This is a genomic window from Persicitalea jodogahamensis (assembly GCF_014651615.1).
GTDB classification, from domain to species: domain Bacteria; phylum Bacteroidota; class Bacteroidia; order Cytophagales; family Spirosomataceae; genus Persicitalea; species Persicitalea jodogahamensis.
Genome location: NZ_BMXF01000004.1, coordinates 32,058 through 48,002, shown reverse-complemented (window position 1 = coordinate 48,002; position 15,945 = coordinate 32,058). Strand labels below are relative to the sequence as shown.

The following is a 15,945-nucleotide window of genomic DNA, read 5'->3' as shown; positions in this document are numbered from 1 at the left end:
CCTGGAAACATTTTACTGGCGGGCTTCCGTAGATTTATCCCCACCCCCATCTTTTAAAGGAGGGCTAACTCATTGAGGTGTTGCCCGGCAAGCCACGGGGAACACTCTGGGCTGCAAAAGCAATTCATCCTGACAAAAGCGAGCTGAAATGATTATCCCATGTAGCTCCTATTGCTCAAAAATTTCTTTCAGTTTGAGAATATTGTCAACCCCCAGCTTTGAAAATATATTGGCTTTGAACCTACTGACCGTAGAAATATGCAAGCCTAGTTTTTCGGCAATGGCAGTAATGGAAAGCCCCTGCACCAAGTACCCTGCGATCTCGAACTGACGGGGAGTGAGAATATCCTGCATCTTAACCACAGCATGGTGTAAAAGCAAAAAAGCAAATAAAGTCTGCATGTACTCCGGCGAAAGGTACATCTCCCCGGCCATGACCCTTTCGATGCACCCTGACAGTTCAACCAAATCAGCATTCTTCGAAAAAAAGCCGTTGACTCCTGATTTCAGGCTTGCAATCGCATGCTGAGGCGATTGTTCCTCCCCGTAAATAATCAGGAAGCAAAAAGGAAACCTTTCTTTTATTTCGATCGCCAATTGGTCGTTTCCAATCAGCGACTGGTCATTAAGTACCGAGATAAAAAGTCCTGGCTCTACCTTTTGGTTGTCCCGCTGAAACTGAGCTACATTTTGGGCCTCTATGACGGTGACATTTTCAGAATTTTGTCTGATCAGGACGGCAAGCCCCATTCGGTTTATAGGGTGCGTGTCCAGTATTACGATGGTTAGAAAGGAAGATTCATTTGAGACGATCATGCAGTTGGGCCAGAGTGTACCGGTAGCGAACGATTAGGGACACGTATCGGATCGATAGGGTAGTAATGCTGTTAGTTCAATTAAAGTCGAAAATAGTATGAAGTCACCAGTTTGTGGCTGAAAAGATAAATATACAACATGGAAAATTGCAGAAGGTGTCCAAATAGCGATATTACAAGTAATTGTATATCAGCACACAACTAATTGCACACTAGTATGCAACAAGTGGTAACTACTAGCGTTGGTAAACTAGAAAGGATCGTGGACGAGCTTAGATTTTAGAACTTATTCCTCAGTCATTCGACAAATAAGTCAGTAAATCTAAATGCTTCATCTTCATGGACACGTATTCAAAAATCAAATTTCATCCTGCTCAGAAAAGCCTTTTTTTCTCCACATTGAAAAAAAGGGTGGACGATTACTTCGAACAGACCAATAAATCCCGGTACGGAAATAAAGCAATGACAATCAAAAGCATTGTTTTGCTCTCTGCCTATATTGTTCCCTTTATTATCCTCCTATTCACCAACCCGCCGCTTTGGATCAGCCTGATTTTATGGGTGGTCATGGGACTTGGCATATCCGGCATCGGAATGAGTGTGATGCATGATGCCAATCATGGAGCCTTTTCAAAAAATCCAACCGTGAACAAATGGATGGGGTATACCATCAACCTGGCGGGCGTCGGGGTCTTGAACTGGAAGCTGCAGCATAATATTCTACATCACACGTACACCAATGTCCCCGAGGTGGATGAGGATATCAAAGACCGGAAAGTCATCAAACTCTTTCCTGACTCAGGCGCCACTTGGTTTCATCGTTTTCAGTGGATCTACGCATTTTTCTTTTATGGGATTCTCACCTTCTACTGGGTTCTGATAAAGGATTTCCTGCAATTTTATACGTTTATCAAATCGGGACTGCTCCGCCAATCGATTGCCGAAAACCGTAAGTTGTTGTTGGGGTTAATCGGGATCAAGGTTATTTATTTCGGTTTGCTTTTTGTCCTTCCGGTGGTAGTTTTCAATATTCCCTTCCTGGAAATTCTCCTCGGTTTTTCGCTGATGCATTTTACCTCAGGATTGATGCTCACCGTGATTTTCCAATTAGCCCATTCAGTGGAAGGGACCCACTACCCGGTGGCAAATTCCAAGGGAGTTATTGAAAATGACTGGGCGATTCATCAGCTTGAAACTACGGTTGACTTCTCCCCCCGCAACAAATGGCTAGGGTGGTACGTAGGCGGTCTGAATTTTCAGATCGAGCACCATTTGTTTCCCAAAGTGTGCCATGTACACTACGCGGCCCTTGCCCCTATCGTCAAGGAAACGGCTGAGGAATTCGGCTTGAACTACTGCGTCAATGATACTTTCATGATTGCCCTGAAATCTCACATTGCCAGTTTGCGCAAGTTTGGCACCCCGCACTTCAATGAAGCCATTGGCTAGCAGTGCCTTTTATGGGATTCCCTGGGTACGACCCAAATTCTACCCGGGTGAAATTCTATGATTTCTTGGCGAGGTGCCAATCCAGTGCCGCTGCTCCCGTGCGGGCCGATTCATGCGGCCATGAAAGCACGACATCCACCGCAATCGTGGCGCGCACCTCGGCTGGCAAGATGAAAAATACCTTGACAGACGAGTTCGACAACTTCTTCACATCACGAGGAATAAGCCTAAGTACCCCATCGGTGGCGGTCAACACTTCATTTTTCGGGATGATGTAATCGTGGTCGGGCTCAAGCTTTATCTTCTCCTAAATTTCGTGGACGGGCAGGCTGGTTTCCTTGGCCAGAATTTCGGGAGGGGAACTTTCATGGAGGGATTGAACCTGAGAACTAGCTCGTAGGCCAGGCTCAGATAATCGCGGAGAGCCTCAACAAACTGCTTTCAGACATCGAAACTACCTTCGGACGCATAGCGCCCGTTTCGGAAAATTATGGTCCAAAGCCATCAGTTCGTCATTTTTCTTTGCTGATCCCACGAATAAAAAAGTACTTTGTAGGTGGTAAAAATGAATACGCTAATTTGGGCCAGAAAATGAAATTCCAGGCTCTTCACCGAAATAGAATGTTGCACTCCATCAAAGTAGTACTTCTCCTGATTTTAATAGCCGTCGGCCAATCACACGCCCAAAAAGTTTCTACGGCCAAACCCTGGACTTTCTGGTGGTGGATGGGCAGTGCCGCCAACGAACAGGACATCACGGCTCAAATGGAAGGTTTCAAAAAAGCCGGCCTGGGCGGAGTTCATATTATTCCGATCTACGGTGTGAAAGGTTACGAGAAAGAGTTTCTGCCATTCCTCAGCAAAGACTGGCTTGCCATGATGCAGCATACCGTGCGTGAAGGCAAACGGCTGGGCTTGGGCGTAGACATGACTACCGGAACGGGCTGGCCGTTCGGTGGCCCCACGGTAACGCCGGAAACAGCGGCTCGTACCATGAACGTGAAAGACGGCAAAATAGCGGTAAAGCCCACCGGACAAAAAGTAAAGCGGGCAGCGCCCGGTGGCGAGGGATTGGTTTTGGATCCGTTTCATCCCACCGCTATGCGCGAGTACCTGACATGGTTCGACTCTACGCTGATCCAATCGCCAGAACGGCCCAGGTCGATGTATAACGATTCTTACGAGGCCTACGGCGCTAACTGGACGGTCGATTTCCCAAAAGAATTTGCGAGGCGGCGCGGCTACGATCTCCTTACCAAATTGGATATCCTGACCGATACAACTACCAAACTACCCGCGCAGCTGGTTCGGATGGACTACCACCAGACCATCGCCGAACTCCTCCTGGAACGCTACGCCCAACCCTGGACGCAGTGGAGTACCAAAAATGGCTTCCAGACCCGCTACCAGGCCCACGGCTCGCCGGGCAATTTGCTGGACCTTTACGATGCCGCCACCATCCCCGAAACCGAAGCCTTCGGGACCAGTCGCTTCCCGATTCCCGGTCTGCGCATCGACCCCGACTACTCGATCCAGCAGTTTGGCACGCCCAATCCGCTGGCCATGAAATTTGCGTCATCGGCAGCCCATTTTTCGGGTAAGCCGCTGGTAAGCTCCGAAACGGCTACCTGGCTGGCCAATCACTTTAAGGTATCGCTTTCGCAGGTCAAGCCCCAAATCGACGAACTTTTCACGGCGGGCATCAACCACGTTTTTTACCACGGAACTACCTATTCCCCCCCGTCGGAAAACTACCCCGGCTGGCTGTTTTATGCCTCGACGCATTTCGGCCCTACCTCGCACTTTGCCGCGCAATTTCCGCTCCTGAATCGCTACGTGGAGAACTGCCAAACCCTCCTGCAAAATAGCCAAGTGGATAACGATGTCCTTGTTTATTTCCCCATCCACGACTTGTGGGCCACCAATTCACCTTCGGGCGGCGGCGTCCATTTGCTGGAAGTTCACCACGTCGATCGCTGGCTTCTGAAACTACCCTTCGGGAAGTTGTGCGAGAAGCTTTGGGAAAAAGGCTTCACCTTCGATTACGTCTCGGATCTTCAACTGTCGCGGCTGAGGGTGGCAAAAGGCGGCAGTATCAATTCGGGGCACAGCACCTACCAAACTATTCTGATTCCGGCGAGCACCTACTTACCCGAAACTACCCTTAAAGAATTGCAACGGCTCGCGGCGCTGGGAGCACGCATTGTTTTTGAAGATCATACGCCTTCCCATGTCACTGGATTCGATGGCGCTGATCGCCGTCAGGAGCAATTTACCAAATCACTTTCTCGCCTTCTTAAAGGAAAGACGGTATCCGTCACGAGCGACTGGGAGAAAACGCTGATCAGCAATGGCGCCGCTCAGGAAGAAATGGCTGAAAAAGGGCTAACGTTTATCCGAAAAGTCTACGATGGCAAAGCTATGTACTTCGTGGCGAATGTGGGTGACGATTTTAAAGAAGACTGGCTGAAACTGGGTAAGGATTCGTACTTCACACGCTACGACCCACTCACCGGCGAGGAGACAGAGCTTCCCGCCCGCCGACGTGGCAATTCCACGGAGCATTTCCTCTCCCTGCTGCCCGGCCAGTCCTGTTTTCTGAAAGGGACTACGACCAAACCCAACCTGGAAACAGCGAATGTATTGGCAAATAATTTTCCCGTAAACGGAAACTGGGCGGTGACTTTTCTGAAAGGAATGCCCTCGTTACCCAAGCCGACTTCGGTTTCAACTTTGAAATCCTGGACCACTTTCTCCGATTCCGCCGGATACTTTTCGGGCACGGCACGCTATACGCTCTCCTTTGAAGTACCCGAAAATATTGCCACTCAGAAAAACATTGTCCTGGACCTGGGCGACGTGCGCGAAGCGGCTTCGGTAAAGCTCAATGGTAAGCCCATCGGCGTGGCGTGGAGCATTCCGTTCCAGCTCAAAGTACCTGCGGAAACCCTGCGGGCGGGTACGAATTCGCTGGAAATTGAGGTAAGCAATCTTTCCGCCAACTACATGCGACTACGCGACCAGCAGGCGCCGGATTGGAAGAAATTTTATGATACCAATATTGTAGATATTACCTACAAGAAATTCGACGCCAGCCATTGGGAAGCGATGCCCTCGGGCTTGTTAGGGCCGGTGCGACTGAGGTATTAGCAAATTTATGCGCTGATAATCAACTAAGTGAGCATGGTTAAAGACTTGTTAGGTACAGCGGAAGTACCTCACAGCTTGGGAAAAAGTAAAAGTACCTTACTTTTTCCCCGGACCGTACACCGCCCGGCCCGGCGTAGCGCCGGTAGGTTTGCCGTCTTCCAGTACCAGAGTACCATTTACGAACACATCGACCACACCCTCAGCCAGTTGGTGGGGCTGGTCGTAGGTAGCTACGTCGCCGATGCGGGCCGGATCAAATAGGACCACATCGGCAAAATAGCCGGGTTTCAAAGATCCTCTTTCCGGGATGTGCAGGTTCTGGCAAGGGAGTGAGGTAAGTCGACGAACCGCTTCGGACAATGAGATGACCTTTTCCTCGCGGACGTATTTGCCCAGCAACCGGGCAAAGTTCCCATAGGTTCGTGGGTGTGGACTGCCTTTGAGACGATTTCCTTCCGGCGCGATCGAAGCCGCGTCGGACCCGAAACTCATGTATGGTAAAGCAATCTGCTTTTTTACATTTTCCTCCGACATCAAAAAATACGCCGTCCCAACCCGCGAGTCATCCATCACCACCAAATCCATAGCAGTTTCGTACCAGGGTTGACCGCTTTGGGCAGCCACCTCGGCGAGAGTTTTGCCCACGTATTTGCGCAAAGAATCCTGCTTGAATCCCTGCAAAATCATTCCTTCCGGTCCGGCCGCCAGGGCCAGATTTTCCCAATCGCCGGCGGGTTCGGTCATGGCTTTGGCTACTTTTTGCCGAGTTTCCGGGTCTTGCAGTCTTTGCCGCCAGGCTTGCAGGCCGCCTTCCTGCACCCAGGGCGGCATGGCTGCGTCGAGACCAGTGGCCCCGGCGGTGTAATTGTACATATTAGCCGTGATGGCCAGACCCGCTTGGCGCGCGCTGTCTATTTTCGCAATCACGCGGTCAAGTTTCTGCCAGTTGGATTTTCCGGCCGCTTTCAAGTGGTAGATTTCCACCGGAATCTTCGCCCGTTTACTGATGGCGATCATTTCATCCACGGCCGCTTCGAAGCGGTCCCCCTCACTGCGCATGTGGGCCGTGAATATACCGCCGTATTCGCTTGCTACCTTCGCCATCGCCACCAGTTCGTCTGTCTTGGCAAAAGTGGCGGGGACGTATATCAGGGCGGTCGTTAGCCCCATCGCGCCTTCCTGCATAGCTTGCGCCACCAGCGCCTTCATGTGGTCGAGTTCGGCGGGCGTGGGATCGCGGTTGATTTGCTGCAGCTCGTGTTCCCGGATTTCGGAAGCACTGACGAAGGAAGCAAAGTTGGTGGCCACCCCTTTTTGCTCCAAATGCCGCATGAACTCGCCGAGGGTCGTCCAGCTGACGTCGAATTTTTCTTCGTCCTGCTGTTGCCGCATTTCGGCTTTCATGTTTTCGGAAAGCGGCCCCATCGATACTTCCCCGAAAACTTCCAGCGTCACGCCCTGTCTTATATCCGAAAGTGATCGCCCGTCGCGCAGCAGAGAGATGTATGCGTGACTGAGCATATTCACGAAGCCCGGTGCTACCGCCATTCCATGGACATCGATCTCCCGCTTGCCCCGACCCGGAAATTTCCCCATCGCCGCGATTTTATCCCCCTGAATCGCCAAGTCGCCGACCGTTGGCGCGGCTCCGGTCCCGTCATAAAGTGTGCCGTTGCGGATTACGACGTCGTAGGTTTGGCCGAATGCGTTGAGAGTTAGGCAGGAAAACAAGAGAAAGACGGAGAGGGGTTTCATAAGGTGGATGGTAGGTGAGAATTAAAATGCTCCAATAAAAGACCAATAAATGAGGAATTCAAAGTACTATGTGGGGAGTAATTCTTCATTATGCTTCAAAGTACTTCCGCGCTTTTCAAAGTACCTCCACTTCTAACCCCCGTATGCTTCCCCTCCTCCACAGTCACTTCCCCATTCACCAATACATACTTGAACCCAACCGAATACACGTGCGGATTGGCGAACTCCGCCGCATCACCAACGGTGGCTTCGTCGAAGACTACAATATCGGCTGCCATACCGGGGAGCAATAAGCCCCGGTCGCGGAGCCCAAATTTCTGGGCGGGCAGTGAAGTCATGCGGCGGATGGCTTCTTCGAGGCGGATCACCTTTTGGTCGTGGACGTAGCGGCCCAGCACGCGGGCGTTAGTACCGTACGCGCGGGGGTGCGGCATGCCCGAACCAAACTTGGCGATGCCCGCGTCGGAAGCCACCATCGCGAAAGGGTATTGCATGATGCGCACCAGATCCTTCTCGTCCATGCTGAAAAACACCATTTGGGTGCGGCCTACGGATTCTACCATTTCAAGAATCGTCTCAGCTTCCTCCATTGGCTTGCTTTTGCGGCCTTTAAGTTGATTGATTTCGCTGATATTCTTGCCATTGTAGCTGATATCAGGTCCGTAGCGCGCCACCTGCGCGTACGAAAAGCTTTTGAGTTGCTTCTCTTTCAACCGATCGGCCATTTGCTGCTTGATCTGTTTGCGGATGACCGGATCTTTCAGTCGGGCATGAAGGGAGTCACGGCCCCCACTGAACGCCCAGGTCGGTACCGTCGTGTCGAGCGAAGTACTGCTGGCTACGTAGGGATACTGATCCACCGTCACGTCCAGCCCTTCCTTCCGGGCGTTGTCCACCAGCGCCAAAGTTTCCACCGAGCGGCCCCAGTTGGGTTTGTAGGTGACCTTGAAGTGTGAAATCTCGACGGGCATGTTGGCATCGCGGCCAATGGCGATGGCTTCACTGACCGCCTCCGTCACGTTGTCGCCCTCGTCGCGGATGTGCGAGGCGTACACACCGCCGTGTTTGGCGGCCGCTTTCGCCAGCGCAACTACCTCCGGCGTCTTGGAGTAAGTACCCGGCACGTAGATCAAACCCGTGGATAATCCGACCGCGCCTTCGCGCATGGCTTTCTCGACGAGGGCTTCCATTTGGGCAAGTTCAGCGACGGTAGGGTCGCGTTGCGCGTCGCCCATCACGGCCCGGCGGACGGTGTTGTGGCCGATAAGCGAAGCCACGTTGATGGAGGTTTTGACGGAATCCAGCCGGGCAAAGTACCTCGCCATGTCCAGACTGGAACCACCACAATTGCCCGTCACGACGCTTGTGACGCCATCGTGGATGAAGTTGTCCGCCGTGGGCGTCACCATTTCGTCGCCCTCGATGTGGGCGTGGACATCGATGAAGCCGGGCGCAACGACTAATCCTTTGGCGTCGATGACTCGCTTAGCTTCGGCTTTATCCAATTTTCCAATGGCAGCTATTTTTCCGCCCTGCACAGCGATGTTGCCGTAGTACCAGGAATTGCCGGTGCCGTCGATGATGCGGCCATTTTTTATGAGGACGTCGTAGGTTTGGGAAAAGGCCGGGCCGGAAAGCAGGACCAGCCCAAGGAGTAGGGATAAAAACGAGCGCATAGTTTTTAGAATTTGTGTTTAACTGCCAAACTACCAAATGTTAAGGAATCAGGAATTGGATTTCTAAACAGATTAGATAATCGCTTCCCGTCCCTTTGTAAGCTTTAACACCACAATTTCCATTTTTTTTTAACCAAACTACCCAAAACTATGAACATTAAACCCTTCATCCTGCTGGCCTCCTTAGGACTGCTGGCCTCCTGTGACACGAAAAATGACGAAGGCGACGGCATGGATTCCACCACCGTGGCAGAGGCTTCGCTGGAACAAATCTGGGCCACGGATACCACGCTTATGACGCCCGAATCGGTACTGCTTAATGATGGTACTTTGTACGTGTCGCTCATCGATGGCCAGGGCGGCGATAAAGATGGCAAGGGCGGTGTGGCGAAAGTCGGCACCGACGGCCAAATCATCGACGCCAATTGGGTGACCGGACTCAGCGCGCCCAAGGGAATGGGCATCACGGACGGCAACCTTTACGTGACGGACCTGACTGAATTAGTGCAAATTGACCTGGCGACCGGAAAAATCGTGAAGAAAATGGCGGTGGACGGGGCCGCCGGACTCAATGATGTTTCAGTCGGCTCGGATGGCACCATTTACTTTTCCGACAAGAATACCGGAAAAATCCACACCCTGAAAGACGGGGCGGTTGCGACCTACCACGAAGGCATCGATAACCCCAATGGCGTGCTGGCCGTAAGCGATGGGCTACTCTATACCGAAAGTGGCAAGCTGCAAAAAATCGATGCGCAGAAAAACGTGACGACACTGGCGGAAGGTATGGACAAAAGTACCGACGGAATCGAGGAAGTGAGCCCCGGCGAGTACCTGGTTTCCTGCTGGGCCGGCGAGGTCTATCACGTGAAAGACGGCACTGCGACCAAGCTGCTGGACACCAAGGATATCCAGAGCAATACGGCCGATATTGGCTACGACGCGGCAAAGAAGATCGTGTACGTACCCACTTTCTTCAAGAATAAGGTAGTTGCCTACCAGTTGAAGTAGGCTTCGGCTGGTTCGATAGCCCGGTCCACTCAGCCTGACAAGTCGGTCGGCGGTCGGCGGTCGGCGGTCGGCGGTCGGCGGTCGGCGGTCGGCGGTCGGCGGTCGGAAATTACAAAGGCAGATTCTGTACCCAACAGAATCTGCCTTTTTTTAGCCAAGTGCCGATGGCCGATAGCCATCAGCCCCTTTACAAATTCTTTTTCTTCAATTCCTTCACTGCGTGGTCAGCTGCACGAGCGGTGAGCGCCATGTAGGTTAGTGAAGGGTTGACGCAGGAAGATGAAGTCATACAGGCACCGTCGGTCATAAAAACATTAGGCACGGCATGTATCTGGTTGTGCGCATTGAGCACCGAGGTTTTGGGATCCCGGCCCATCCGGGCAGTACCCATTTCGTGAATGGCCATACCGGGATACGAGCCCGTATCGTAGGGTTTCACATTTTTCAGGCCCGACGTTTCGAGCATCTCCGCGGCATCGTTCGCCATGTCGATGCGCATTTTCTTTTCATTTTCTTTAAATTCTGCATCAAACACAATCAACGGCAACCCCCACTTATCCTTATCAGTTTTGTGCAGGTACATGCGGTTTTCGTAATACGGAAGGGTTTCGCCAAACGCGATCAAGCCCATTGTCCAGGGACCGGGCTTCGTGGCCGCATCTTTGTAAGTAGCACCGAAGCTCAACTCAGCGACATTGTGCTTCCAGTCGCCCCGTCGGCCTCCGCCCTGGTAGCCGAAGCCCCGCACGTAGTCACGCTTATCCTTACCGATGTTGCGGTAGCGGGGAATATAAATACCGTTGGCACGGCGTCCGTAATAATATTTGTCCAGATCCCCTTCCCACTTGCCGTTGGCCCCCACATGGAAGTGATGATCCATGAGGTTGTGCCCCAGCTGCTCCGAATCGTTGCCTAATCCATTAGGAAAGCGGTTGGATGTGGAATTGAGCAAAATACCGGCCGATGCCATGGCTGAGCCGCAGACAAAAATAATTTTGGCGCTGTACTCACGCTCGTCCAACGTCTCAGAGTCCACCACGCGGACGCCCGTAGCACGTTGTTTATTCTCGTCATAGAGAATCTCTGCCACGATCGAGTCGGGCCGGAGCGTGAGTAGCCCCGTTGCAGCGGCTGGCGGCAAAGTACACGACTGTGAGCTGAAATACGCTCCGTAAGGGCACCCAAGGCGGCATTTGTTGCGGTATTGACACGGGGCTCGCCCGACACCGAGCTGTTCCTTACGCGCTTCTGATAGGTTTGCCACGCGACCGATCGTCATCGTGCGGCCCGGAAAGTTTTTCTCTATCCGTTTGCGCACCTCTTTTTCCACGCAAAACATCTCCATTGGGGGCAAAAATTCGCTGTCGGGTAGTTGGGGAAGGCCCAGTTTCTCACCCGAAATTCCCGCGTGTTTTTCCACATAAGAGTACCAGGGAGCAATGTCCTTATAGCGGATGGGCCAGTCAACAGCAATTCCCTCCTTGGCGTTGGCCTCAAAATCGAAGTCAGACCAGCGGTAGGACTGCCGCCCCCACAAAATGGACTTGCCACCCACGATATTGGGACGGAACCAGTCAAAACGCTTGTCCTCATGGTAGAGGGCATCCACGTCTTTCATCCAGTAACCGTCCGTTGTGGCATCGTAGAAGCCGTCGCGGGTCAGTTTGGGATGCGTCCGCTTTTGTTCCATCGTCATCAAGCCAGCGTGCTCAAATTCCCAGGGTGCTTTGGTGGCATTCTCATAATCGGTAACGTGGTCCAGCTTGCGGCCACGCTCCAGCATCAGTACTTTCAGCCCCTTTTCTGTAAGTTCCTTAGCCGCCCAGCCGCCGGTTACCCCTGAGCCAATGATGATCGCATCGTAGGAGTTTTCCTCGGTTGCTCTAATATTCAAATTTGCCATTCGAAGGATGGATTAACAACTGTAAGGACGCGGCAACGTCAAGGTGGTTCCTCGCGTCATCGCGTCCTTAGAATTTGGTGATTTTAAAACAGAATCTTTACCCCAGTGCCCAGGCTTTCTGCCCTGGCTTTATGGGAATGCAAGCTTCCAGCCGACCAGGGGTTTCCAGGTACTCCAGAGCCTGAGTGGCCCCGATTTCGGAGGTAAAGTACCCAACGGCGGTGTAGTTTTTCATGCGCTTGAAAAAATTCCTGTCCGTTTCGATCAGCTTTTTTACCATCGACACCTTTTGGTCGTTTGTCAAAGCCACGAATCCTTTGCCGAAAGCGGCCTTGCTGTCTTTTTCAAACGTGTCGAGGGACGCATAAAATTCTTTCTGCTCTTCCATCGGATGGCAGTCGCGAATGACCCGGATGATGAATTGCTCGGCGCCAGCGGCCTTTGCTCCCGGCGTGTCGGTAGTTGGAATTATGACATCGGCAAGTTCGGCCAAAAGCTTTTCCTGCTGAGGTGTGGCATAAACGCTATCGCCGAAATGTGTTTTTTCACCCAAAATCCCGGACACGACGGGTCCGGACAGAGCGACACCACCCATCAACAGGCTAATCCGTTGTACGGCCTCTCTACGATTCATTTTCATATTTTTTTAGGTATTAGATGTTTGGGATGACTGCACTAATTGTGCTTCAGGCTATAAGCCGTAGGGAATATGCTTCTGGGTGTATATTAATCAACAGAGCTTACAGCCTAATGCTTAGAGTTTAAAGCAGCGAAGCGCTAAATATTCTTTTTCTTCAACTCACTCACCGCAAAAGCGGCGGCACGAGCGGTAAGAGCCATGTAGGTCAGCGAAGGGTTGACACAGGACGCTGAGGTCATGCAGGCACCGTCCGTTACGAATACATTAGGCACGTCGTGAACCTGATTGTTGGCATTCAGTACCGATGTCTTGGGGTCGCGGCCCATGCGCGCGGTGCCCATTTCGTGGATGGCCATGCCCATGAAGGACTCGCCTTTATTAATGCGGACATTTTTGACTCCTGCCGCCTCGAGCATTTCGGCAGCATCATTCGCCATGTCCTCACGCATCTTGAACTCATTCTCATGGTACTCGGCGTCGAACACCACCAATGGCATTCCCCATTTATCGGTATCCTTGGGGTCGAGGTACATTTTGTTTTCGTAGTAGGGCAATGTTTCGCCAAAACCACCCAGTCCCATGCTCCACGGTCCGGGCTCGGTGGCTTCCTTCTTATAATCGGCCCCGAAGCTCAGTTCGGCCACATTGTGCATCCAGTTGCCGCGTCTGCCGCCGCCCTGATAACCAAAGCCACGCAGGTAGTCGCGCTTGTCGTTGCCTATATTCCGGTAACGTGGGATGTAAATTCCGTTGTTTCGGCGACCGTAATAGTATTTGTCCAGATCGCCTTCCCACTGCCCACCCGCCCCGGTGCGGAAGTGGTGGTCCATCAGATTATGGCCAAGCTGCTCGGAGTCGTTGCCCAGGCCGTTGGGGAAACGATTGGATGTCGAGTTGAGCAAAATGGCCGCCGAGGCCATCGCCGAGGCGCATACAAAAACGATTTTTGCATGGTACACCCGGACATCCATCGAGACTGAGTCCACTACGCGAACACCCGTGGCTCGTTTCGTATTCTCGTCGTAAATCAAATTAGTCACGACCGAATCAGGGCGCAAAGTCAGCAGGCCTGTTTTTGCAGCAGGCGGCAAAGTACACGATTGAGTACTGAAATAGGCGCCGTAAGGACATCCCAGATTGCATTTTGCGCGGTACTGGCAAGGGGCACGGCCAATGCCCATTTGTTCTTTTTTGGCTTCGGAAAGGTTGGCCACGCGACCAATGGTCATGGTACGGCCCGGGAAATTCTTCTCGATCCGCTTGCGCACCTCTTTCTCCACGCAAAACATCTCCATCGGGGCCAGAAACTCGCTGTCCGGTAGTTGGGGAAGGCCCAACTTCTCGCCCGAAATACCCACATGCTTCTCGACGTAGGAGTACCAGGGGGCGATGTCTTTATAACGGATGGGCCAGTCGACGGCAATACCTTCTTTGGCGTTGGCCTCGAAGTCGATGTCTGACAAACGGTACGACTGCCTTCCCCACAAAATAGACTTACCGCCGACAATATTGGGGCGGTACCAGTCGAAACGTTTCACTTCTTTGTAAAGTGAGTCAGCATCATCCATCCAGTAGCTTTCGGTCATCTCATTGTAGGGATAATCCCGCGCCAGCTTTGGATGTGCCGCCTTTTGTTCCTCCGTGAGTTTGCCGTTATACCGAAACTCCCAGGGCGGTTTTGTTGCATTTTCGTACCCCGTGACGTGGTCAAGGTTGCGGCCCCGCTCGAGCATGATGACTTTCAAGCCCTTTTCGGTCAGCTCTTTGGCAGCCCAGCCGCCTGTGACACCTGAGCCGATTACAATGGCATCATAAGTATTTTCTTGGGTCGCTTTTAGGTTTAGATTAGCCACTTTTGGATTATTTGGTAATTGAAGAATGATTTGAGTTTCTGAATAAAATGCGGATTGGGACAACGAAATACCTGTCCACTTAATAAAGACTGCAGAAGCTTCAACTTCTAACCTAATGATGACGACACTCAGCGACTATGCCCCTGATTTTTAATATGTAACAGTCTTTTCGCCAGCTCTTTGGCCTTACCAGAATTTTTATCAGCAAGATCTTTCGTTTCACCGGGATCTGAGGACAGGTTGTATAGCTGTCCGCCAGGTTGGCCCGGCTGGACATATACCCGTTTGGGTTCAGTGAAGCCTCCGGATCCCAGCGCCTCGACATATTTCCAGTCGCCTTCGCGCAGAGCCAGCATTCCGTCGCCTGACTGATGGATAATCGATTGTCGAACTGCTTTGTTACTTTTCCCAGCCCAGACAGGCCAGAAGTTAAAACTATCTTCGGCAGTATTTTTACTCAAAGTACCATTGACAATATCGGCCACCGAGGCGAATACGTCCGTCAGGCATAGGGTCTGGTCGGTTTGAGAGCCTGGCTTTATTTGTCCGGGCCACTTGACAAAGAATGGCTCCCGGTGCCCGCCTTCGTAAATATCAGCCTTCATCCCGCGCCATTCACCGTTGGCACGGTGGTCAAACTGATCAATTTCCGGCTGCCGCCAGTATGCCCCGTTATCGGATGTGAAAATAATCAGCGTGTTTTCGGTCAAACTCAAGCTGTCCAGCAAAGCCACGATGCGCCCGACGGCATCGTCAGTTTGCGCCACAAAATCGCCGTATAGCCCAACCTTCGAACTACCCTTGAACGGGGCCACGGGTACCCAGGGGGTATGCGGCGAATTGAGCGGAAAATACAGGAAAAAGGGTTTGTCTTTATTATTCCGAATAAATCCTTCGGCTTCGTCCACGAAGGCGGGCAGGGTCTTCTCTATGGTGAAATTCTGCGCGATGACGCCCCCCCGGTGGAAGCGGTTGATGTGACGGCCTTCGGTAAGATCAGGCTCCCCCACGTAAGGCTGCATGGGTAAGCCAAGTACCTGACCGTTCCTGACAAAACAATACGGCTCCATGTCCAGCGAAGCCGGGATGATAAACGAGTAGTCGAAGCCGGCAAGTTCGGGGCCGGGGGTAGATTTGTCGAAATCTACATTGCTGCCATCGGGGTAGACACCGCCCTTATCCACTTTCGCATTGGCATCCTTGGCCTGCCAATCGAGCCCCAGATGCCACTTGCCCACGCATGCCGTCTCATATCCCTCTTTTTTCAGCATGGAAGCGATGGTTTCGCGGTCAGGCTCGATCAAGGGAGCCGAATAGCCGTGCAATACCCCCTGCTTCATGCGCGACCGCCAGGAGTAACGGCCCGTCAACAGAGCGTAACGCGTGGGCGTACAAACCGCCGAAGGCGAGTGTGCGTTTGTGAAGCTCATGCCCGCCTTAGCCAAAGCATTAATGTGGGGAGTTTGGGTTTTTGCGTCAGGGTTGAGATAACCCACATCACCGTAGCCAAGGTCATCGGCCATGATCAGCACAATGTTCGGATTTTTACTTTGTCCAGAAACCAAAGTGGTAACAAATGCAAAAAGGAGAACAGAAAGGAATCTCATGGAGGTCAGGTACGGAATAGGTTTCAATGGGTCAAATTAGCTATTTTTGCTTAACAGAAAACGCCTTTTAACCCTAAACCTACTTA

Annotated in this window: 11 protein-coding genes; 4 read left to right on the top strand and 7 right to left on the bottom strand. The window is 52.1% G+C overall.

The features are described from left to right. Window positions 1–168: 168 nt before the first annotated feature. The gene (locus IE117_RS18625) at window positions 169–816 is read right to left on the bottom strand and encodes a response regulator transcription factor (RefSeq protein WP_189566029.1); all 648 of its coding nucleotides are present in this window, start codon (window positions 814–816) and stop codon (window positions 169–171) included. Window positions 817–1,154: 338 nt separating this feature from the next. Between IE117_RS18625 and IE117_RS18620 the strand changes: the two genes are divergently transcribed. The 3 genes from IE117_RS18620 (at window position 1,155) to IE117_RS18610 (ending at window position 5,414) form a co-directional block, all read left to right on the top strand. Then, on the top strand, window positions 1,155–2,264 hold the full coding sequence (locus IE117_RS18620; RefSeq protein WP_189566028.1) for a fatty acid desaturase family protein: 1,110 nt from the start codon (window positions 1,155–1,157) through the stop codon (window positions 2,262–2,264). A gap of 65 nt (window positions 2,265–2,329) precedes the next feature. After that, on the top strand, window positions 2,330–2,542 hold the full coding sequence (locus IE117_RS18615; RefSeq protein WP_189566027.1) for a hypothetical protein: 213 nt from the start codon (window positions 2,330–2,332) through the stop codon (window positions 2,540–2,542). A gap of 343 nt (window positions 2,543–2,885) precedes the next feature. Then, window positions 2,886–5,414 carry a glycosyl hydrolase gene (locus tag IE117_RS18610; RefSeq protein ID WP_189566026.1) on the top strand — a complete coding sequence of 843 codons (2,529 nt, stop codon included), beginning with the start codon at window positions 2,886–2,888 and terminating at the stop codon, window positions 5,412–5,414. Window positions 5,415–5,510: 96 nt separating this feature from the next. Here the strand turns inward: IE117_RS18610 and IE117_RS18605 are convergent, their stop codons facing one another. Continuing rightward, complete coding sequence (locus IE117_RS18605) at window positions 5,511–7,169, bottom strand: N-acyl-D-amino-acid deacylase family protein (protein WP_189566025.1); 1,659 nt, start codon at window positions 7,167–7,169, stop codon at window positions 5,511–5,513. 95 nt (window positions 7,170–7,264) lie between these two features. Further along, window positions 7,265–8,845: an N-acyl-D-amino-acid deacylase family protein gene (locus tag IE117_RS18600; RefSeq protein WP_189566024.1), complete on the bottom strand. Its 1,581-nt coding sequence runs from the start codon at window positions 8,843–8,845 to the stop codon at window positions 7,265–7,267. Window positions 8,846–8,995: 150 nt separating this feature from the next. Here IE117_RS18600 and IE117_RS18595 point away from each other — a divergent pair, with 150 nt between their 5' ends. Next, entirely contained in the window at window positions 8,996–9,856 is an 861-nt protein-coding gene (locus tag IE117_RS18595) for an NHL repeat-containing protein (protein WP_189566023.1), read from the top strand. A gap of 187 nt (window positions 9,857–10,043) precedes the next feature. Here IE117_RS18595 and IE117_RS18590 read toward each other — a convergent pair whose 3' ends face one another. The 4 genes from IE117_RS18590 to IE117_RS18575 all read right to left on the bottom strand — a co-directional run bounded on the left by IE117_RS18590 (window position 10,044) and on the right by IE117_RS18575 (window position 15,859). Beyond that, complete coding sequence (locus tag IE117_RS18590; protein WP_189566022.1) at window positions 10,044–11,759, bottom strand: GMC oxidoreductase; 1,716 nt, start codon at window positions 11,757–11,759, stop codon at window positions 10,044–10,046. Between the two features lie 97 nt (window positions 11,760–11,856). Continuing rightward, window positions 11,857–12,393, bottom strand: a complete 537-nt coding sequence (locus IE117_RS18585; protein ID WP_189566021.1) for a gluconate 2-dehydrogenase subunit 3 family protein — start codon at window positions 12,391–12,393, stop codon at window positions 11,857–11,859. A gap of 143 nt (window positions 12,394–12,536) precedes the next feature. Next, window positions 12,537–14,252 (bottom strand): GMC oxidoreductase, encoded by a 1,716-nt coding sequence (locus tag IE117_RS18580; protein ID WP_189566020.1) that lies wholly within the window; start codon window positions 14,250–14,252, stop codon window positions 12,537–12,539. Window positions 14,253–14,380: 128 nt separating this feature from the next. Then, complete coding sequence (locus IE117_RS18575; protein ID WP_189566019.1) at window positions 14,381–15,859, bottom strand: sulfatase family protein; 1,479 nt, start codon at window positions 15,857–15,859, stop codon at window positions 14,381–14,383. Between the last annotated feature and the right edge of the window lie 86 nt (window positions 15,860–15,945).